This is a genomic window from Endozoicomonas sp. ALB091 (assembly GCF_049310265.1).
In the GTDB taxonomy this organism is placed as follows: Bacteria; Pseudomonadota; Gammaproteobacteria; order Pseudomonadales; family Endozoicomonadaceae; genus Endozoicomonas.
On record NZ_JBLYNQ010000008.1, the window covers coordinates 1023576 to 1042784 of the forward strand.

General features: G+C 48.2%; 19 protein-coding genes. 5 read left to right on the plus strand and 14 right to left on the minus strand.

Annotated features, from left to right (window positions below; genetic code table 11):
• Positions 1 to 8: 8 nt before the first annotated feature.
• From astB to astA, 3 genes are read right to left on the minus strand one after another with little or no spacing between them, the layout of a single operon-like run.
• Positions 9 to 1349: an N-succinylarginine dihydrolase gene (gene astB, locus ACO6UX_RS20760; RefSeq protein WP_422450223.1), complete on the minus strand. Its 1341-nt coding sequence runs from the start codon at positions 1347 to 1349 to the stop codon at positions 9 to 11.
• A gap of 40 nt (positions 1350 to 1389) precedes the next feature.
• Positions 1390 to 2871, minus strand: coding sequence for a succinylglutamate-semialdehyde dehydrogenase (gene astD / locus ACO6UX_RS20765; protein WP_422450224.1), 1482 nt, complete (start codon positions 2869 to 2871; stop codon positions 1390 to 1392).
• A 25-nt stretch (positions 2872 to 2896) separates the two neighbouring features.
• Positions 2897 to 3952, minus strand: a complete 1056-nt coding sequence (gene astA / locus ACO6UX_RS20770) for an arginine N-succinyltransferase (RefSeq protein WP_422450225.1) — start codon at positions 3950 to 3952, stop codon at positions 2897 to 2899.
• A gap of 410 nt (positions 3953 to 4362) precedes the next feature.
• Between astA and ACO6UX_RS20775 the strand changes: the two genes are divergently transcribed.
• Positions 4363 to 5424, plus strand: coding sequence for a hypothetical protein (locus ACO6UX_RS20775; protein ID WP_422450226.1), 1062 nt, complete (start codon positions 4363 to 4365; stop codon positions 5422 to 5424).
• 278 nt (positions 5425 to 5702) lie between these two features.
• Here ACO6UX_RS20775 and ACO6UX_RS20780 read toward each other — a convergent pair whose 3' ends face one another.
• Positions 5703 to 6701 (minus strand): NAD-dependent epimerase, encoded by a 999-nt coding sequence (locus tag ACO6UX_RS20780; protein WP_422450227.1) that lies wholly within the window; start codon positions 6699 to 6701, stop codon positions 5703 to 5705.
• A 136-nt stretch (positions 6702 to 6837) separates the two neighbouring features.
• Positions 6838 to 8157 carry a UDP-glucose dehydrogenase family protein gene (locus ACO6UX_RS20785; protein WP_422450228.1) on the minus strand — a complete coding sequence of 440 codons (1320 nt, stop codon included), beginning with the start codon at positions 8155 to 8157 and terminating at the stop codon, positions 6838 to 6840.
• 175 nt (positions 8158 to 8332) lie between these two features.
• On the opposite strand from ACO6UX_RS20785, the gene ACO6UX_RS20790 reads away from it, so the two are divergent.
• From ACO6UX_RS20790 to ACO6UX_RS20800, 3 genes are read left to right on the plus strand one after another with little or no spacing between them, the layout of a single operon-like run.
• Complete coding sequence (locus ACO6UX_RS20790) at positions 8333 to 9115, plus strand: glycosyltransferase family 2 protein (RefSeq protein ID WP_422450229.1); 783 nt, start codon at positions 8333 to 8335, stop codon at positions 9113 to 9115.
• Positions 9116 to 9129: 14 nt separating this feature from the next.
• Positions 9130 to 10254 carry a glycosyltransferase family 4 protein gene (locus ACO6UX_RS20795; protein WP_422450230.1) on the plus strand — a complete coding sequence of 375 codons (1125 nt, stop codon included), beginning with the start codon at positions 9130 to 9132 and terminating at the stop codon, positions 10252 to 10254.
• A gap of 7 nt (positions 10255 to 10261) precedes the next feature.
• Complete coding sequence (locus ACO6UX_RS20800) at positions 10262 to 11347, plus strand: glycosyltransferase family 4 protein (protein WP_422450231.1); 1086 nt, start codon at positions 10262 to 10264, stop codon at positions 11345 to 11347.
• A gap of 107 nt (positions 11348 to 11454) precedes the next feature.
• On the opposite strand, the gene ACO6UX_RS20805 is transcribed toward ACO6UX_RS20800, so the two are convergent.
• The 4 genes from ACO6UX_RS20805 to ACO6UX_RS20820 all read right to left on the minus strand — a co-directional run bounded on the left by ACO6UX_RS20805 (position 11455) and on the right by ACO6UX_RS20820 (position 15677).
• The gene (locus tag ACO6UX_RS20805; protein ID WP_422450232.1) at positions 11455 to 12003 is read right to left on the minus strand and encodes an acyltransferase; all 549 of its coding nucleotides are present in this window, start codon (positions 12001 to 12003) and stop codon (positions 11455 to 11457) included.
• Between the two features lie 57 nt (positions 12004 to 12060).
• On the minus strand, positions 12061 to 13062 hold the full coding sequence (locus ACO6UX_RS20810; RefSeq protein ID WP_422450233.1) for a hypothetical protein: 1002 nt from the start codon (positions 13060 to 13062) through the stop codon (positions 12061 to 12063).
• A 40-nt stretch (positions 13063 to 13102) separates the two neighbouring features.
• Positions 13103 to 14242, minus strand: coding sequence for a putative lipopolysaccharide heptosyltransferase III (gene rfaQ, locus ACO6UX_RS20815; protein WP_422450234.1), 1140 nt, complete (start codon positions 14240 to 14242; stop codon positions 13103 to 13105).
• Between the two features lie 148 nt (positions 14243 to 14390).
• The gene (locus ACO6UX_RS20820) at positions 14391 to 15677 is read right to left on the minus strand and encodes an O-antigen ligase family protein (RefSeq protein WP_422450235.1); all 1287 of its coding nucleotides are present in this window, start codon (positions 15675 to 15677) and stop codon (positions 14391 to 14393) included.
• A 193-nt stretch (positions 15678 to 15870) separates the two neighbouring features.
• Between ACO6UX_RS20820 and ACO6UX_RS20825 the strand changes: the two genes are divergently transcribed.
• Positions 15871 to 16452 carry a Uma2 family endonuclease gene (locus ACO6UX_RS20825; RefSeq protein WP_422450236.1) on the plus strand — a complete coding sequence of 194 codons (582 nt, stop codon included), beginning with the start codon at positions 15871 to 15873 and terminating at the stop codon, positions 16450 to 16452.
• On the opposite strand, the gene ACO6UX_RS20830 is transcribed toward ACO6UX_RS20825, so the two are convergent.
• The 5 genes from ACO6UX_RS20830 to ACO6UX_RS20850 all read right to left on the minus strand — a co-directional run bounded on the left by ACO6UX_RS20830 (position 16449) and on the right by ACO6UX_RS20850 (position 19003).
• Positions 16449 to 16574 (minus strand): DUF2442 domain-containing protein, encoded by a 126-nt coding sequence (locus ACO6UX_RS20830; protein ID WP_422450237.1) that lies wholly within the window; start codon positions 16572 to 16574, stop codon positions 16449 to 16451. The two genes, ACO6UX_RS20825 and ACO6UX_RS20830, sit on opposite strands and share 4 nt — an antisense overlap.
• Positions 16516 to 16686 carry a DUF2442 domain-containing protein gene (locus ACO6UX_RS20835; RefSeq protein ID WP_422450238.1) on the minus strand — a complete coding sequence of 57 codons (171 nt, stop codon included), beginning with the start codon at positions 16684 to 16686 and terminating at the stop codon, positions 16516 to 16518. The genes ACO6UX_RS20830 and ACO6UX_RS20835 overlap by 59 nt, the downstream gene beginning before the upstream one ends.
• A gap of 359 nt (positions 16687 to 17045) precedes the next feature.
• Positions 17046 to 17387 (minus strand): hypothetical protein, encoded by a 342-nt coding sequence (locus ACO6UX_RS20840; RefSeq protein WP_422450239.1) that lies wholly within the window; start codon positions 17385 to 17387, stop codon positions 17046 to 17048.
• Positions 17388 to 17608: 221 nt separating this feature from the next.
• On the minus strand, positions 17609 to 18100 hold the full coding sequence (locus ACO6UX_RS20845; protein ID WP_422450240.1) for a DUF29 domain-containing protein: 492 nt from the start codon (positions 18098 to 18100) through the stop codon (positions 17609 to 17611).
• A gap of 63 nt (positions 18101 to 18163) precedes the next feature.
• Positions 18164 to 19003 (minus strand): DUF1338 domain-containing protein, encoded by an 840-nt coding sequence (locus ACO6UX_RS20850; RefSeq protein WP_422450241.1) that lies wholly within the window; start codon positions 19001 to 19003, stop codon positions 18164 to 18166.
• Between the last annotated feature and the right edge of the window lie 206 nt (positions 19004 to 19209).

Here is a 19209-nt window from a genome sequence, read left to right on the forward strand (position 1 = left end):
GAAGGCTATTAATTCTGGAATGGATAGACTGAACCCAGATTAAGAATGTGTGTCAGTTCATCCAGGGCCGTTCGGGATTCCGTCAGTAAAAGCGGGTCGGCCAGGTCTTTTTCAGATAACTGGTCACGATAGTGCTTTTTGACCCAGCGGCTGAGGGTGGCAAAGCGCTGGTTGTTGATCAGACAATGTTGATTGGTCGCTGCCAGTTCCTGGTCGTTTAATACGACTCTCAGTCGCAGGCAGGCCGGTCCTCCGCCGTTATTCATACTTTGGCGCAGATCAAAAACCTTCAGATCCGTAATTGGGCAACTTGCGTCGTTGAGTATGGTTTGCAGGTAATCCCAGACAGCGGGTTCATTTTCACACTCAGAGGGGACAACGATCATTGTCCCGCCATGGTCCAGCGACAGCAGTTGGCTATTGAATAGATAAGTCCCAACTGCCTGTGCTACAGAAACCTGTTGATCCGCCACCTCAACAATATGGAAGTCCTGCGCCCCATAAGCCTTTCTTAATGACTCATAGACACCAGCCTGCTCCACAAATGCCTGTTCATGGCAGAACAGCAGGTTGCGGTTGCCCACAGCGATAACATCATTATGAAAAACGCCCTGATCAATAACCGCCGGGTTTTGCTGGGCAAATACCACTTTGTCCGTATCAAGCTGATGCAGACGGGCGACAGCCTGACTGGCTTCAAGACTCTGGCGGGCAGGGTATTTCTGTGGCGAGGTACTTTGCGGGTTAAATGCTTCCCGGCCATAAACGAAAAATTCAACGCCCTGTTCGCCATATTCATGGCAAAAACGGGTGTGGTTTGCGGCCCCTTCATCACCAAAGTATTCGGTGGATGGCAGAGCCTGGTGGTGAACAAAGTGGTCAGGGTTATTAAATGTCGATTTTAGTATTTTTCCGGTAACGTCATGCTCAATAGAGCGGTGGAATTTATTGATTAAGTTAGCGGGCGTGAAATGTACTTTACCATCAGCACAGTCCGCACTGGGGGAGACTGTCGCTGCATTAGCGGTCCACATACTGGAAGCAGAGCAGCAGGCTACCAGAACTGCCGGCATCTGTTGTGCCGCGTCAGACAGAACCCGTGAATCACTGCCGGTGAAACCGAGCCTTCGCAGTGTGGCAATATCCGGCCGCTCATGGGGGGCTAACACACCCTGGATAAAGCCCAGTTCACTGAGCGCCTTCATTTTCTCCAGACCCTGGAGAGCGGCTTCCCTTGGGTTTGCTACTTTGCCCGCATAATGGATTGAGGCCTTGTTACCCTGGGATAACCCTGCATAGTTGTGGGTAGGGCCCACCAGTCCGTCAAAGTTGGCTTCTATTGTTTTCATTATTGACTACTTCACCATTGGTTCAACGCGAAGGTACCGTTTACAAATCAAGCCCGGGTGCGAGTTCTTTGGGCATACTCAGTGACTCCGACTCAACACTGGCCACCGGGTAGGCGCAGTAATCGGCAGCAAAATAGGCACTGGGGCGGTGGTTGCCACTGTCTCCTGGGCCGCCAAAAGGTGCAGCACTGCTGGCACCGGTGATTGGCCGGTTCCAGTTAACGATACCTGCACGTATTCTCTGCAAAAAGAACTGGTACTGCTCTGGTGCTTCACTGAACAATCCGGCGGAGAGACCAAAACGGGTGTTATTGGCGTCTGCAACGGCATCTTCAAAACGATCATAACGAATAATTTGCAACAGTGGTCCAAAGTACTCTTCATCGGGGCGGTCTTTGATATTGGTCACATCAATAATACCCGGAGAGACTAACCCGGTTCCCGCTTGAAGATGTGTTGATAAAAGCAGGCTGTTGCCGCCCAGCTTTTGCAGCGTTTCCTGGGCTGACAATATCTGTTTGGCCGCTGCTTCAGAGATAAGCGCTCCCATAAACGGCGCTTCCTGATCATCCCATTGACCTACTTTGATCCTGGCCGCCGCTACAGTCAGCGCACCAACAAACTGATCCCCCCAGGGCGTTGCGGGAACAAAAAGTCGGCGGGCACAGGTGCAGCGCTGACCGGCGGTAATAAATGCTGAATGAATAGTGTCGTGTACTGCGGCTTTGATATCTGCCATCTCGGTGACAATCAGCGGATTGTTGCCGCCCATTTCCAACGCCAGAATTTTACCCGGTTGTCCGCCGTACTGCTGGTGGATCATCTTGCCGGTGTTTGAGCTGCCGGTGAAAAACAGACCATCAAGACCGGGGTGCCCGGCCAGAGCAATGCCAGTTTCTTTTTCGCCCTGAACCAGATTGATAACTCCGTCGGGTATTCCCACCTCCTGCCAGAGTTTTATCGTGTATTCCGCAACGGCCGGTGTTAACTCGCTGGGCTTGAAAACCACGGTGTTGCCAGCCAGCAGTGCGGGAACAATATGTCCATTGGGAAGGTGGCCCGGAAAGTTGTAGGGGCCAAATACCGCAACAACCCCATGAGGCTTGTGACGAATCACGGCTTTCCCTACGGGCATGGCATTTTCAACGGTCCCCGTTCGCTCATGGTAGGCTTTTATTGAAATGGCAATTTTCCCGGCCATAGCAGCCGCTTCCGTTTTGGCTTCCCAGAGTGGCTTACCAGTTTCTCTGGCAATGATTTCTGCCAGGCCCTCTTTATTCTGCTCCAGCTCATTGGCAAACGCCTTAATGAACGCCTCTCGTTCTTGAAATGGGCGAAACGCCCAATGATGACTGGCTTCCCGGGCGGCACTTATTGCCTGGTCTACTTGCTCTGTGGTGGCACTGGCTCCTTGCCAGAGCACATTGCCTGTTCCCGGATTTTCGGATGAAAAGGGTTTGCCATTTGCCTTAAGCCACTGTCCATTGATAAACAGGCATTGTTGTTCATTTGTGTCTGCCATGGTCGTAATCCTCTCAATTCGTTGACTAGCTGGATAAGGGCACCACCCGAAGCAATTGGCCTTCTTCAACGTTAAGTGCTGATGCCTGCTCTTTACTGATCATGACAAACTCCAGTCCTTCGTAGGAAAGATTACCCATGATGCAGCGAAAATCGTTCAACTCACTATTGGCCATCAGCCAGTGGCGCTGATCCGTTGTGTTGTTCTCAACAATTTTAACTTTGTACTGTCGTGAATCTCTTACTGAGCGTACTTCTTTGACTCTGGCTTCCAGTAGCGGACCTCCATCAAAAATATCCACATAGCCAGTGTAGTAGAAGCCTTCAGATTCCAGCAGATGTCGGGCAGGCGTTGTGCTTTCGTGGGTAACACCAATGACCTCCCTGGCTTCATCCGGCAGCAAATTGGTGTAGATTGGGTGGCGAGGCATCAGCTCGGCAATAAACGCTTTATCGACGGTGGATTGGCGATCAGCTTCGGCAAAGTCCACTGCAAAGAAGTGCCGACCCAGGGCTTCCCAGAAAGGAGACACTTCCTGATCATCACAGTAGCCACGCATTTCTGCAAAGAGGCCTTCAGCAAACAGTTCCGGAAAGGCCGCCATAAACAACATTCGACTCTTGGAAAGAAACGTACCGTTTTTGGAATGACGATAATCCGGCAGCAAAAAGAGCGTACAAAGTTCTGAGAAGCCGGTATGGTCACTGCAGAGCATCAGGGTGTCCACCATGGTGTAGACATCCAGTTGTTGTGAGGCATGAACCTGTTTACTCACCTTGTAATTATACCAGGGAGCCTCAAGCCCGACGGCGGACTCGATACCCGCAGTGCCCATAACCTGACCGGTTTCGGTATCTTCCATCACAAACAGATAGAGATTATTTTTCGGTTCTGCGGCAGAAGTACCTGTTTCCTGCGATGCAGCCAGCGAAGCCTGCTTAAAGGAGGTGAGTGCCCATGCCAGTTTATTATCAACCATGGGGCGGTGAGGTTGCAGGGAGGTGAATCCGGCACCCGTCTGGTTGGCAATTTGCCATAGGGCCTCACGATCCTGCTCATGAATGGGACGAATAACAATCATAGTCAGACTTTGCCTTTGTTTTAATAGTCAGTTAGTTATCGCGACATAAAGAGACCTGGAAATGTTACCTCAACTTTTATTGATGGAAAGACCCTGCAAAGAGAAAAAATGCACCTATAGTTTAGCTTCAATAATTCAGGAAATGATACCGTTTCGCTCACTTTGTCAGTGGTAAAAACAGTTCACCAAAAACACCTATGATTCAGTCACCCGTTCTTTTGCCTGTGGTTCCGCAGCCTCGTGAGCCGAGTGAACCCTCTTCTGTGCAGCCTGCAATTGCCAGTAGCCATATTGCACCTGGCGAGCCTGATGGAACCTATATAACAAAAGAACCCTTCTCTTTTACTGAGCGCTGTAAGTCGCTGTTCAGCAGGGTTGTCTGTGCCGTAGAAACGAGCATGTGGCATATTATGGACGCATTCAACTGGGCCGGCTATCTCGCTGTCTGGGCCATGGCTGGCGCTACCTTTATGGTTGGTATGATGGCCTTGCCGATCATTCTTAAATCAGCCCTGACCGGCATCATTATTATGGCTTGTGAAGCGATAGGGGAGGCCGTACTGCGATATTATTCAAGTGATCAGTTCCCAACGGATCGCCTGCCCGTACTATTAGACAGACTCCCGATAGAGGATCTGCCTGTTCTTGGGGATTTTCTGAGCTTTCGCTGGCTGAGACACTTGCCGTTTCAGGGGGAACGCTGTGATGAAAATAAACTGACGTATTTTGGCAGTCGCATGGTGGTTGGTGGGGTCTATGGCAGCTTACTTGGTTTTTTCACGTCGTTAATCACTCTGTCTCCCTACAGTATTCTGGCTACGGGAGCAGTAGCTGCAGGCACTGCTTTTGGCCTGAGGTTTCTGGGATGCGCCAAGGTAGCCCTGGATTTTGTATTTCTTTCCAATCATGAAATGAATGAGGGGCGTCTTTACCATAAAGATAGCTTTATTAATCGCCCTATCAGAGACAGGTTGGTTGGGAATACAGAGTCGTCGAATTATTTTCCCATGCCACCTCCTGAGAATATCGGTGCAGCAATACAGCTGCTGAGAATTCATCAGAATATAGAGGCAGTTACCAAAGACGATATTTATCAGGCTGCAGAAGCCCGTTGCAATGAGAAAGCGCAGTCAGGACTACCAAATGAGCTCTTTGACCGGGAGGTGAGTCTGGTCAAACACGCTCAGGAACAATTATATCGATTTGTCACACAACGGGATTTGCAAGAGGCAAAAAGGCGGGAGTTACAGGCCAGGCTGGTTCATCAGGCCCGGGAGCAAGACAAAATAGACCGGAATTTGCTGGGTTTACCGGCGGAGGTAGAATTGACGCCTGAGCAGATTGAAGCTGGCTACCGACAGGCGCTGAATGATTATGAGCGCTACAGGGATCAGGATATCAATGAGATTGATCGAGCGGCGGCACGTTTGAGAAGAGCCAATGACAATATGGATGCTGTCTCTGTGGCTTGATGTGATGTCAAACTGAGACTCACCTCCGATAGATGCTTTTCAAACGATTTACAGGGATGAAGATGCAGAGTGTGAATGTGTCTCTAAGTAGTTGGCCAAATGGAATCGTATATTTCTGGCTAAGTGGGCAGTTGCTATGCAAGGCGCAACGTAGGGAGCATAGCCGTAGCTATGTGACCGGAGTTGCAACGCCGCAGAGTGACTGACAACTTAGTCAGAAATATATGATTTCATTTGGTTAACTACTTACATCTTCTGCTCTGAAACAAGCCGTTTCGTTATTTCTGCCAGTTCATGTACCAATGAGCAAACATTTGTAACCCTTCTTCAATGGACGTTGACGGTTTAAAACCGACCGTCTCCATCAAATCACTGACATCGGCATAGGTTGCATAAACGTCACCGGGCTGCATCGGTAAGTATTGCTTCTCGGCCTGTTTACCAATGGCATTTTCCAGTGCTGTGATAAACGTCATCAGTTCAACAGGTTGGTTGTTACCGATATTGTAAATCCGGTAGGGCGCTGAGCTGCGGCCCGGATCAGTGCTGTCAAAATGATCTGACTTTGTTGGAATAACATCCTGAATGCGTACTATACCTTCCACGATATCATCAATGTAGGTGAAGTCTCTTTTCAGTTTGCCCTCATTAAAGACGGGGATGGCCTCTCCACGGTTAACCATCTGGGTGAATTTGAAGTAAGCCATATCCGGACGCCCCCATGGACCGTACACCGTAAAAAAGCGCAGGCCAGTGGTAGGTAAGCCATAGAGATGCGAATAAGTGTGGGACATTAACTCATTGGATTTCTTGGTCGCTGCGTAGAGTGAAACCGGATGGTCAACAGCATCTGTCGTTGAAAATGGCATTTTGGTATTCATGCCATAAACAGAACTGGAAGAGGCATAGACAAGGTGTTCTACCTCGTTGTTGCGGCAACCTTCAAGAATGGTGGCATGGCCAACAAGGTTGCTGTCGATATAGGCCATAGGGTTGTCGATGGAGTAACGGACGCCCGCCTGAGCTGCCAGATGAATCACCCGGTTGAACTGTTCCTGCTTGAACAGTGCGGCTATACCCTCGCGATCCGCCAGGTCGAGTTCAACAAAGCGAAAGTTTTTCAGTGGGGCCAGTTCATTGAGGCGGCCATGCTTAAGGCTGACGTCGTAATAGTCATTGAGATTATCAATGCCAACCACTTCATGCTCCATTTCACAGAGACGCCTGGTGGTAAAGAAGCCAATAAAGCCTGCGGCTCCAGTGACCAGATATTTCATCGTGGTTTACCTGTTTTGAAACCACTAAGGGCATAAAGATCACCAAGATTTACCTGTTGCTCAGTGTTTTATGCCCTGAGGGTATTTTGTGTACACAATCTTTTTATAAAAGATGCTTGAATGAGTAGAGTCCGCGTTAGCGACCAATGGCGTAGTATTTGAAGCCTTTCAGCGTCATCCGTTGAGGTTCGTACATGTTACGGCCATCAAAAATCACAGGCTCTTTCAATAACGCTTTCAGCTGGTCAAAGTCGGGAGCACGGAATTGACGCCACTCAGTGCAGATAACCAGTGCGTCAGCGCCTTTAATTGCCGCTTGTTGTGTACCAGACAGTGTCAGGTCATCCCGAAGACCATAGATGCGTTGTGCCTCTTCCATCGCCTCCGGGTCATAGGCCTGCACTTGTGCACCGGCCTGCCAGAGTGATTCCATCAGCACCCGGCTTGGCGCATCGCGCATATCGTCTGTATTGGGTTTAAATGCCAGCCCCCAGAGTGCAATGGTTTTCCCTTCCAGCTGACCGTTAAAGTGTCTGCTGAGTTTGGTGAACAGAACATTTTTCTGCTGGGCATTGCGCTCTTCAACGGCTCTCAGGATCAGGGGCTCAAAGTCAATGTCCTCTGCGGTTCTTTTCAGGGCCTGAACATCTTTCGGGAAACAGGAGCCACCGTAACCACAGCCAGGATAGATAAAGTGGAAGCCAATGCGGGGGTCAGAGCCGATCCCCTGGCGCACCATCTCAATATCAGCACCCAGTCGTTCAGCCAGGCCAGCTATCTCATTCATAAAGCTGATCTTGGTCGCCAACATGCAGTTCGCAGCGTACTTGGTCAGTTCCGCACTGCGGACATCCATAAAAATCATGCGGTCATGGTTGCGGTTGAAAGGAGCGTACAGCTCTTTCATGGTATCAGTCACTTGGTCACTGTCGGTACCGACCACAATTCGATCCGGTCTCATGCAGTCATTAACCGCCGCACCTTCTTTCAGGAACTCAGGGTTAGAAGCGACAGAAAACTCAAGCTGAACACCTCGCATCTGCAGGACTTCTGCCACTTTGGCGGCCACTTGATCGGCTGTGCCGACAGGGACCGTGGACTTGTTCACAATGATTTTCCGGTCATCCATCTGCTGTGCAATCGTACCGGCCACAGCGAGGACGTATTGCAAATCAGCAGAACCATCTTCATCCGGTGGCGTTCCCACGGCAATAAACTGCAATGTGCCATGGGCGATGCCCTCAGCGGCATCCGTCGTGAAGTGCAGTCGGCCAGCCTCACTGTTCTCTTTCACAATAGGCTCGAGTCCTGGCTCGTAGATAGGAATAATGCCGCGCTTCAGGTTATCAACTTTGTTTTGATCAATGTCGACACAGACAACATCATGACCCACTTCTGCCAGAACCGCAGCCTGTACCAGGCCAACGTAGCCGATACCGAAAACAGTGACTTTCATAGTGAAGGGTTACCGTGAAAAATTAAGTCGGGCTATTCTAACTGAAAGCGTACTGGGCGGAAATGTCAGGTTGATAAAGCCTGTCGTTTACGGGGTTCTGCAAAGCCGATATGATTCGTCTCTTTTGCTGGCTGGATCTTCGAGACAGCTTATGACAAAGCGACCCGGGCCACTCATGTCTCAAGCGACTACCCTTTCTGTTGTCCTGATTGCCAAAAACAGCAGTGCTACCCTGGAGAGTAGCCTGAACTCCGTGCAATGGGCCGATGAAATCATTCTTCTCGATGCTGGCAGTACCGATGACACAGCTGAGATTGCCACCCGTTGTGGTGCCAGGGTGTATCAGCACACTGACTGGCAGGGTTATGGCAGGCAGCGTCAAATTGCCCAGCAATATGCGACATCTGACTATATATTTATGCTGGATACAGATGAGCAGGTCACCGATGAACTCAAGGTGAGCATTTCAGAAGTGCTGTCAAAACCGCGTCAAGCCAATAAAGTGTATTCCTGTGCCCGGCGTAACTGGTTTCTTGGCCGCTACATGATGCATTGTGGCTGGTATCCGGATCGAGTCCTGCGTCTTTATCTGAATAACGAGAGAACCTATAACAGCAACCTGGTACACGAATCCGTTGAAACTGCCGGAGCTGAAGTGATCAACCTCCAGGGTGACCTGCTGCATCGTACCTGCGATGACTATATGCAGTTTCAGCAAAAGCAACTGGTATATGCCCGAAGCTGGGCTGAAGAGCGTTTTTTGCAAGGCAAGAAGGTCGGTCTGGGATCTGCCTTTGGCCATGCGCTGGGTGCGTTTATTAAAACCTTTTTACTAAGGAAGGGCTTCCTTGATGGCGGCCACGGGCTCCTCCTCTCACTGGTGGTTACCCAGTATACCTTCAATAAATATGCTGCGCTGTGGGCTATGAGTAAAACCCGCAGGCAGGCCGGTGAATAACGGGCACCTGACTTATGATCAAGCTTGCTATTGTCAGACAAAAATATCGGCCCGATGGCGGTGCTGAGCGTTTTGTTGCATCTGCGTTGTCTGCTCTCTCAGAGCAGCAGCAACTGGATATTACCGTATTAACACGACAGTGGAATGGTTTAAAGAACCCGTCTGTTCATATTGAGGTTTGCAACCCGTTTAAATGGGGCCGTGTCAGTCGTGAACGAGGTTTTGCCAGGGCTGCACAGAAACACTTCTCCAGTTTTGATATTGTTCAGAGCCATGAGCGTATCCCGGGTTGTACCATTTATCGTGCTGGAGATGGTGTGCATAAATGCTGGCTGGAACATCGCTCGAGAATTATCCCTGAAGCTCAGGCTAAACGAATGAAAAATGATCGCTTTCACCGTTATGTGATGGATGCGGAGAAGCAGATGTTTGAGCATCCGAAGTTGAAAGCAGTGATCTGTAACTCCCATCTGGTGAAAAAGGAAGTGTGCCGGGAGTTCGCCATCAAGCCAGAGATTGTTCACGTTATCTACAACAGTGTTAATCAGGAAAAATTTGATCCTTCCCTGAAACAGGCTGAAGGGGTGGCAGTCCGGGAAGCATTGGGAATTGAAGCAGATGAAACGGCGATGCTGTTTGTGGGGTCCGGGTTTGAGCGAAAAGGTCTGTCAGCGTCACTGGAAGCCGTTGCAGCTACAAAAGCGCATCTGATTGTTGTTGGCAAGGATAAACAGGAAGAAATATATCAGCAGAAGGCCCGTGATCTGGGCTGTGCTGAGCGTGTTCATTTTATGGGGATGCAGAACGACAGTAGTCGTTTTTATGGTGCTGCTGACGGCTTTATTCTACCCACGATTTATGACCCTTTTCCGAATGTTATTCTAGAGGCCATGGCATCAGGCCTTGGCGTGATCACCAGTACCAGCTGTGGCGGAGCGGAGATTATTGAGGAAGGACGTAATGGCTACTGCTGTGATGCCCTGGATATACCCGCTTTATCCTCTGCCATCAACGCATTTACTGATAAAGGCCATGCCACGAGCCTGGGTATGATGGCTCGGGAAATCATTAAACCATTCACTTCAGAACGGCTTACAAACCAGTTGTTGTCTCTGTATAGCCAGATATTGAATACTTGAGAAAAGCATGAAAATTTTACATACAGAGTCATCCTGTGGATGGGGTGGTCAGGAAATCAGAACCCTGACTGAGTCTGAAGGTATGATTGATCGAGGCCATCAGGTTACCATCGCCTGTCCTGAACACTCAAAGATTTATGAGGCGGCCCTGAAAAGAGGTATTCCGGCGGTTGCTCTGCCGATTCAGAAAAAGAAGCTATCTTCTTTATGGGCAATGCATCAGTATTTATCCGCACATCACTTTGATGTGGTTAATACCCACAGCTCTACCGATAGCTGGCTGGTTTCGCTCTGTCTGGCCTGGAAAAAGCACCGTCCAAGAATTGTACGAACCCGCCACCTATCAACAGCGGTACACAACAACCGGAGCACATTGTGGCTATACAATAAAGGGAACGATTTTATTGTCACAACTGGTGAGCAGCTAAGACAAACATTGCACAGCCACAACGGCATTCCGCTGGAAAAGATGAAGTCGATTCCTACCGGTATCGATCAATCACGTTTTGTACCGGCTGATAACAAAAATGAAATCCGTCAGGCTCTGGGTTTACCCTTGGATAAAACCATTATTGGTATTCTTGCAACCCTGCGGTCCTGGAAAGGGCATGAATATCTGATCAATGCTTTTGCGCAGTTGTCCAGGGACGATATACATCTGCTGATTGTTGGTGACGGACCACAGTTTGAAAATGTTCAACAGCAAATTTCAGAACTTGGTATTTCAGACAAGGTAACTATGCCAGGTAATCAGGAGAATGTTGTTCCCTGGCTTCAGTTGATGGATATTTTCTGCCTTCCCTCCTATGGTAATGAAGGGGTTCCTCAAGGAATTATGCAGGCTATGCTGTGCAGGCTCCCGATTATATCTACCGATGTTGGTAGTATTCTTGAGGTTCTCCATCCGGGGGAAAATGGCCTATTGGTTAAGACCAGAGATGAGAATACCGTTCGTGAAGCTCTTGAAACACTAGTGAATGATTCTGAAAAGAGAGAGCAGTTTGCAAGGTACAGTCTGGATTATGCTTTGGCCAACTGTACTAAAGTTAAAATGGTGCATGATATGGAGTCGGTATTCCGAGGGGCGGATTAACTTATTAATGGCTCGGCTTATATACTGAACCACTGGTTATTCAATAGCCAGTGGGATTAATGCGATGTGAATATTAATAATTGACAATGTAGCAACGATTTTCTCTGCTATACAAAGACTTTCTTCTTGTCCGAATTGGCTTCAGGATCTTCATAGCATCGTTTTTCGTGAATTAATACTTCCAGCTTATTCTGGTTTCTCTGTTTAATGACTTGAGCCGGGTTTCCACCTACTACGCTATAAGGCGGAACATTTTTTACAACAACGCTACCAGCAGCGATTATTGATGCATCACCGATGGTTATTCCCGGCATAATCATTACGTTACGACCTATCCAGCAATACCTGCCAATATTGACGGGCTTTCTGACCATACGATTGTCGTAAGGCAGAAATTTAAGGTCATTTTCATCATAAAAATGATTACTGGTTATGATAGTGCATAGAGGTGCCAGTACTGAGCCGCGGCCTATGAAAATACCACCACTGCCGTCAATATAGGCTTGGCCAAGAATTTTGCAGTGGTCATCAAGCACAATGTTTTCAGTGTGAAGATACTTTGAATCCAATTCTTTAAATTGAACATTCTCGCCAAGTTTTTTGAACTTCTTTTTGTGGTACTTAAAAAAGATAGCCAGCTTTTTGTATAAGCTCATAGTCGTTTCAGGCCTTGGCAAGATAGTAAACAGAAATCAAGAGGCTCCGGCAATAGATTAGATATGCCGGGAAATGGTCCACTTGTGGGTTGATTTACTGAACCGGTTAAGTATTCTCCTCCGAGAGTAGTTGATCAGCCTCTCTGCCTTCCCGGTTTTTTTCCAGCATTCAAATTCTGGAGTAACCAGCTCCTCCATTCTGACCCAGTAAGAAAGTACTGATGGCTCACTGTAGTCCAGGGCAAGTTTTTGGCACTCTGTTACAAGTTCTGAAAAAAGCTCAGAATGTTCCCGCAAACGGTCAATAATTGCCAGGACGCCATTGACAGTAGTGGCATGTAGAACGGCTTTATTACTATTAAATGCAGCTGTTATGGCAGGCTCATCACCCGTAATGCATAACGCTCCAGCAAGCCAGGCATTGGTGGCTTTATTGACGGGTTTGATTTTTAGCAGCTCTACCGGCACATCCCGGACAGCAATCACAATATCTACGTTAGAGTAATCGTGCCACTCAACGCTATCGTTGCTCTTTCCTTTAATAATGAACTCGATACCGCGCTTTTTCAGTTCGGACAAAAATGCTTCGGACTGGAATGCTTCCGCCAGGTTTCGCTTGGGCTGACCAAAAAATGCCACTGTTTTGATGCTATTTCCGCGTTGGTTGTCACGCAAAATCAAGCCGGGCTGTGGCCACTGGGGAACATAAACTTCGTTATGCTTTCCCGTCAGGATTAAGTTCTGATGAAGAACAAAATGTGCCAGTTCTGGGTAATGAGCATCATTTCTGCAGGCTACATAGAAGTAGTTGGCAAAGGTATTTTTTGGACCGGATTTGACACCATCAATGACATTTATTTTGTCTGAACGGGCCTCGCTGCTTAAGGTCACCTGGTAACCTGCAAGTCTAAAATGTAAGTAGGTTAATGATATCCAAATATCCTCTCCGGTGATGACTCTGTGTTTGATTTCTGTTGGTGCTGGCAGGTCGCCGGAAAGTAAATCCTGCCAGCGATCTTTATCATTCAGGACAAAGTGAAGGTTAGATGGTTTGCTCATTATCAAATGTCTGGGTTAAAAATTTGAGTCACTACTATATTTATATTGCAACTGCACCAGAGGTGAGCTGGGCAGTGTCAGTAGTATTAGTTGCCTCAGTGTTATGCGATAGTTGATCAAACGCGCTATCCAGCTCTGATATAACCTGAGGGAGGGGAATTGCCATCATTCCTCTTGATAGTTTGCAATCATTTTCAAAGTAGAGTTCCAGATTGTCATTGGATACTACACGGTGAAGACCATTATGTTGAACACCTGTCATCAGCTGGTAGTTGCTTCCCTGTTTATTGTCCCAGGGGCCCCAGAGGTTTGGTTCACTGGCTCCGAAAAGTGCAACTACAGGTGTATCTGTAGAAGCAGCAATGTGCATGGGGGCTGAGTCAATACCAAAAAACATGCAGGCTTTTGATGTCAGGTAAGCGTAAGCCTGCAGGTTAACTGGCTGTGGCAGTTGGAGAGGCTTTTGCTGGCAGTGGCTGGCAATTTCCTCTGCCATACGGACTTCTTTAGGGTCGGAAGACGTCGTTAGAAGAACGGGTTTTTGCCATTTTTTCTGGATATGGTCGATACACTGAGCGACTTTGGCTGAGTCCCAGCACTTGTACATCCATCGTGAAACCGGGTGGACGACCACAAAACCTTCATTTAGCTCTAGTCTGGACAATAGTTCGTCGATCATCTCTTCATGATTTTTCCGCCAGCCCAAGGTGACTTTCTTTATTACTTTTTGGGAATCGATGGCCTCAGCAAATTGCAGGTCTTTCTGAACCGTAGGGATACGTTGCTGGCTATTGAATGTCGTATCAAAACGAGCAAGCCGGTTGATCAATGTCGGCTTTTTAATGTATCCCATTCGCCGGGTTGCTCCCGAAAGAGCACTGATGATACAACCTCGATCCCCTTCAGTAAGGTTAATAACGAGGTCGTACTGCCCTTTAAACTGCCGGTAAAACTCAATTTCCGTACGAATACGCTGCCAGAAGGTTTGCTCACTTTTCTTGCCTCGGGAATAGGGGATTACCTTATCAACATTGGGATTATCGGCTACTACTTGATTACAGAAATCGTTAACGGAAACATGAAGCTCCGAGTCAGGATAGATTGCTTTCAAGCTCGCAAACAGTGGTGTTGACAGTAAAACATCACCGAGATTACGAAACTTGGTCACCAGAATTTTCATACGCAAAGCCTTGCTGTTTTCACCATGAAGACACTTATAGCAAATTTCACTCTACCTTCATGGCTTTCAAGCGAGAGTATAGATCAGTGGAAATTATAACGGCAGCAGAAAGCAGGCTTCTTGCCGCTAGCTTATGCTTTCCTTCAAGCTAAAGCACATGATCTTCTGAGCTCTGGCTGGGGCTGGACTTTTCCACTGAGTGCTCAGAAATAGTATAAGTCTGAGAATCAATCACTTTTCGATTGGTCTTTCTCTGCAGGTATCCCATGGAAAGCCCGATCAGACAGAATGCTAATTGACCATGTTCAACATAGAGGGTTGAGTTGCCCATACCTCCAACAATAATGTATATGCCTGTCATAATACCGATGACCGGTTCGAGTTCCAGTTTCCGTTCAGAGTAATATTGAATAAGCCACTGTAGATGCTTCCAGGCGGCTACCAGGATAAAAGTGAGCATCAAGAACAGTCCAATATAGCCCCGGTTCAGCAGAACGGAAGTAACTATGTTATGGCCATGGTTTGTATGGAAAAAACGCTCAGATTCATACGGAATTCCTCGTAGGGCAGCGACAGACTGCATATATTCTTCACTGGTGGCAATGTCAAAATGACGATCGCCCGCACCAAACATTGGGAAGTCTGGCAGAACAAAAATAACGGAGTTAAAAATAACATCCCGCTTGCTTAGGAATGAGCTGCCAGTATCGCCGCCCTGTATATGATAGGCGATATTAGCTTTAAAACTTTTTACCGTGGAAATATGGTTGCTGGCGACAAAGAGTGAAATCCCGATAATAATCACGCTTGCAGTGAGTAGGGTCAGGTGTTTCTGGTCAGGCCGGAACTGCATAAAAATAGCGGCAATGGCCATTGCAGCAATAACAGCAACAGCGGTAATTGAGATAGTAGGCACCATGGCAATCGCAAAGAACAGAGCAGCAATGGCAGAGAACCCTTTTATCCAGCGCTTCTGAAGCATGAACAGTGACAGAGATACACCAAAGGCAATGGCAATATACAACGCTGTCTGATTAACATGACCAACCGAGTTGAGTTCTGGATACTCGCCACCATCACGATGCCAGACATACCAAGACTCAAGTATTGCAATCAATGTTCCCAATATGATTGATGATCCCAAAAGGTTGACTTTCGGTGTTGGGATACTTGTTCTGGAAATCAGCAGTGCCGGTATAATCAGTTTGGCAAAAGTCAGTGCCCCACCTACCGGCTTATCCCACCCAAACGGATTGGTGTGGGCCGAGATAAAGCCTGCGGCAAGAAACAGGACAAGAAACCATTCCCAAGAGCGAAGCTTGCCGCCAAAATCCTTTGCTCTCCAACTTTGTACACACCAGGTAATGATATAAACCACTAACAACAGGTTTTTAGGGCCCTCGTACATGGGCAGCACAAAAAAGAAAGCAACCAACAGAAAAAGCTCTGCTTTTGATATGGCTCGCATGGTGGCACCAAATGGATCAGAACATTTAAAACCGGGTAGTTTATCTGTTCAGCGTATCAATTTCAGTAAGAATTCAACTTGATATCATTTGGCTCCTTGTTACCTATCATTCCCCAACTATCCTGAATACCACATAATAAACACACCATCAGGAACGACCATGCAACCACTTATGAAAACCTACCCAATCACCGTCGCCGAGTACCTTGAAGCGGAGAAAACAGCTGAGGTTAAACACGAATTTGTCAATGGTTACGTTTATGCCATGGTCGGTGCCAGTCGGCGGCATAACTTGTTAACGTCGACACTCTCCAGGCTGCTGGGCAATCATCTTCAGGGCACAGCCTGCCAGGTCTTTGCCTCCGATATGAAAGTCCGCGCTGGTGGTAAGAATAACGCCATGTTCTTTTACCCGGATGTGATGGTTGCTTGCAGTCACACCTCTGATGAAACTCCAAAAGACCCCTATGTAGAAGAAACCCCGAAGCTGATTGTTGAGGTGTTGTCGCCCAATACCGAGCAGCATGATCGTTTGGGCAAGCTGGCTGCCTATACGCAAATTGCCAGTCTGGAAGAGTACCTGCTGGTGGATCAGCAGGATATGCTGGTGGATCTTTACCGTCGCTCCGGCGAGCAGTGGCAATTAACCCAGATGAAAAAGGGTGATCAACTGGTATTGAGCTCGGTTGGGCTTGAACTGCCTGTTGCAGATATTTACCGGGATGTTATTGGGGTGGTTTAGTGGGTACCTTTAACAAGCCCCTCAACACTTAGATCTTCATCCAACTCCGGCCAGTATATGCCATCACCTTCTCCCAGTACCTCCCAGTACCTCCCCGTTGGCCCGTTGTTTTTCGGTTGCATCGGCCAGAGTGGGGAACCAGGGGATGGGTATATGGATGACCCTGCCATCCAGTAAGGTGACAATCAGTTCAGAGTCCGTAAACTGAATGTTTTGGGCTAAGTAGTTAACCAAATGAAATCATATATTTCTGGCTAAGTTGTCAGTCACTCCCGGCAACTGCTCCTGCGTTGCTCTAGCTCCTGCATCCATGCAGTCGTGCGGCGTTGCAACTCCGGTCACATAGCTACGGCTATGCTCTCTACGTTGCGCCTTGCATAGCAACTGCCCACTTAGCCAGAAATATACGATTCCATTTGGCCAACTACTTAACGGGCGTGAATCAATATTTGAAGAATTCATGCCATGCCTCCAGTAATTGCTCATGGTGTTCGTTTACGCGCTTTTTCAGCTCGCGGATTTCACGTTCTGAGAATCTTGAGGAGCTTGTGTCAGGTTTACAGGTTTCAGCCAGAATTTAGCCAGAGCCTTGTTCAATGAAAATAGTAATTCATGGCAAACAGCACACACGCCGTCAGCATCATGCCGAGAAAGGTGATGATGAACTGGCGGTTGCTGTTGGCGTACAGTTCGGTGGATTTGGCCTGTTGCTCCACCATGGCTTTGCGCCATTCCACGTCCACTTTTTTCAGGGCTTGCTCCAGCCGGATGATGTCCTTTTTGGCAGACAGGCGTGAGTCGAGAATCAGTTTTTCCAGCCGCAATACGTCTTGTTGGGTGGCAATATGGTCAGGACTGAGGGAGGCGGCGACGGCATGGGCGGTTTCTTTGCTGATGCCGATTTCTATGAGGTCGCTAAACAGTTTGTCGTCCATTGGTTTGTTCTCAGTCTGTCTGACAAAAAATTATAGCAGGTGATCCGTGAAAATAAGCATTGGTACACAAGGCTTCCGGGGCGAGTTGCCCGGCGTGGACCTGAACTGCCGGAGAATAACGCCACTGTGGCCCGAAATTGCCGGTTGTTGACCGGGGCCATTATGCCCTTGCGTGCGCCGTTGGATTACGGTGTGGTGCAAAAGAGTGGCACACAGACGGCTCAGGGTAGCCAGTCCTCATCCAGCAGTTGTTCCCATGGCCAGGGACAGGCTTCAGGAAAACTGGTGTCGGTGAGCCATTGTTCATGGGGCAGGTATTGATTCATTTGTTTAATGGCACGTTTTTTGGCGTAAGGGTAGCTGGTTACCACCGCTTCATCCTGGTGGCTTTTCAGATACGGATGTTTATTGAGCAGCCGGCTAATCTCACCACGGGCAGAATCAATATTGTCAAACCAACTGCGAAATTCCTGCGGCTCATCCCGGCGTGGGTTGATGACTTGGGTCTGGTAATGATGTTTCAGCAAATGAAGTAACAAATTGACCAGGTGCGATTCCAGTTCATCAACGAAATCCCCCATGCGGTACTCCATGGTATGCAGAAGGTTATCAATATCCAGCTCATCGAAACGGCGTTCGGCCAAAAGTGTTCGCTGAAGGGCAAGCCATTTGGGGTAGTCGCTGTGGTAAAGCGGATGTTTGCTGCTTTCCATTCTTTGAATCCTTTTACTCACTATCCACCAATTTAGGAGAGTCATGCCCAAAGTCTGAAAAATTCACACCCTGTCTTCATTCCCTTGCGGAACATCTTGTGGAACCACATCCGTACTCTCAAATATCTTATCCGCAGACGCCGCCACAAACCCCTGGTAAAGTTGACCGTTGGCCATTGGGTAGCGCCGGGCGAACTCGTAATAGCAGCCAGGGACTTTCATGGTGGTGTCATCAAAGGTCACGTCCACCGCTTTGGCCAGGGTTGAGGATTGTTCCAGCAAGACGTCCGGGGAGCCTTTGATCAGGCCGCCACTGGTATTCATGTCATACCCTTTATCCAGCAGCAGTTGATTGACGCTTTGAATATCCGGGTGTGAACTCAAATGGTTGATGGATACCGTAAAGTGATTGGGGCGAAAGCCATGGGCAGCCACCCAGGAGGCGTATTCGCTCTCTACTGCCAGGGTTTCGTATTGGTCAGAGGTCAGGCTCCAGGGGCGACCAGAGTAGCAGAAATTCTGATGGGCGACAGTGGCTTCCGGTACCTGCGTTACCAGGTCATAAATTATTTCCTGACAGTTGTCTGGCAACTCTTCTACTTTCAGCTCACTGATAAAGACTTTGGGCAGGGTTTTATCCGGGTGTTGAAAATATCGGGCATAAAGTTTCTTGGTGGGAAACTGATAGTCGTCAACGGGTTGATAGCCTGTTTCAACAAAAGGAAGAGCGAGGTTATTCAGTGCCACTTTTTCAAGATTGTAGGTGCGCAGGGCGATATGGTCGTTGATTACCTGACCGTGATTCAGATCGGCAAAGAGCTGGTGAATCGGTTTAGCATCGGGGGTCAGGGCAAGGTAGTCCTGCCACATGGCGTCCAATAGTTGCTGGATAGTGAGTTGCATGTTGATGCTCCCGTGTTGAATCAGTCATTTTTACCCGGAATTTTGCCATGACTACCAGGAGGCTGTCCGAGAATAGACTGCCCTACTGCGGTTGCGATAAATTGGTCTAAAAATTCCTGCTTCTTCGTCAAATAGCCCCGCTATTCTCCTCAGAAGCAGAAATTTTTATCCTCAATTTCTCGCAATCCTCGCTACGGGCGCTATTC

Coding starts and splice junctions, on each gene's coding strand:
- ACO6UX_RS20840 (WP_422450239.1), bottom strand. CDS start 17,387: ATGGACGACAAACTGTTTAGCGACCTCATAGAAATCGGCATCAGCAAA.
- ACO6UX_RS20810 (WP_422450233.1), bottom strand. CDS start 13,062: ATGAGCAAACCATCTAACCTTCACTTTGTCCTGAATGATAAAGATCGC.
- rfaQ (WP_422450234.1), bottom strand. CDS start 14,242: ATGAAAATTCTGGTGACCAAGTTTCGTAATCTCGGTGATGTTTTACTG.
- ACO6UX_RS20845 (WP_422450240.1), bottom strand. CDS start 18,100: ATGGAAAGCAGCAAACATCCGCTTTACCACAGCGACTACCCCAAATGG.
- ACO6UX_RS20825 (WP_422450236.1), top strand. CDS start 15,871: ATGCAACCACTTATGAAAACCTACCCAATCACCGTCGCCGAGTACCTT.
- astB (WP_422450223.1), bottom strand. CDS start 1,349: ATGAAAACAATAGAAGCCAACTTTGACGGACTGGTGGGCCCTACCCAC.
- ACO6UX_RS20775 (WP_422450226.1), top strand. CDS start 4,363: ATGGACGCATTCAACTGGGCCGGCTATCTCGCTGTCTGGGCCATGGCT.
- ACO6UX_RS20800 (WP_422450231.1), top strand. CDS start 10,262: ATGAAAATTTTACATACAGAGTCATCCTGTGGATGGGGTGGTCAGGAA.
- astA (WP_422450225.1), bottom strand. CDS start 3,952: ATGATTGTTATTCGTCCCATTCATGAGCAGGATCGTGAGGCCCTATGG.
- ACO6UX_RS20830 (WP_422450237.1), bottom strand. CDS start 16,574: ATGCAACCGAAAAACAACGGGCCAACGGGGAGGTACTGGGAGGTACTG.
- ACO6UX_RS20780 (WP_422450227.1), bottom strand. CDS start 6,701: ATGAAATATCTGGTCACTGGAGCCGCAGGCTTTATTGGCTTCTTTACC.
- astD (WP_422450224.1), bottom strand. CDS start 2,871: ATGGCAGACACAAATGAACAACAATGCCTGTTTATCAATGGACAGTGG.
- ACO6UX_RS20850 (WP_422450241.1), bottom strand. CDS start 19,003: ATGCAACTCACTATCCAGCAACTATTGGACGCCATGTGGCAGGACTAC.
- ACO6UX_RS20785 (WP_422450228.1), bottom strand. CDS start 8,157: ATGAAAGTCACTGTTTTCGGTATCGGCTACGTTGGCCTGGTACAGGCT.
- ACO6UX_RS20805 (WP_422450232.1), bottom strand. CDS start 12,003: ATGAGCTTATACAAAAAGCTGGCTATCTTTTTTAAGTACCACAAAAAG.
- ACO6UX_RS20790 (WP_422450229.1), top strand. CDS start 8,333: ATGTCTCAAGCGACTACCCTTTCTGTTGTCCTGATTGCCAAAAACAGC.
- ACO6UX_RS20795 (WP_422450230.1), top strand. CDS start 9,130: ATGATCAAGCTTGCTATTGTCAGACAAAAATATCGGCCCGATGGCGGT.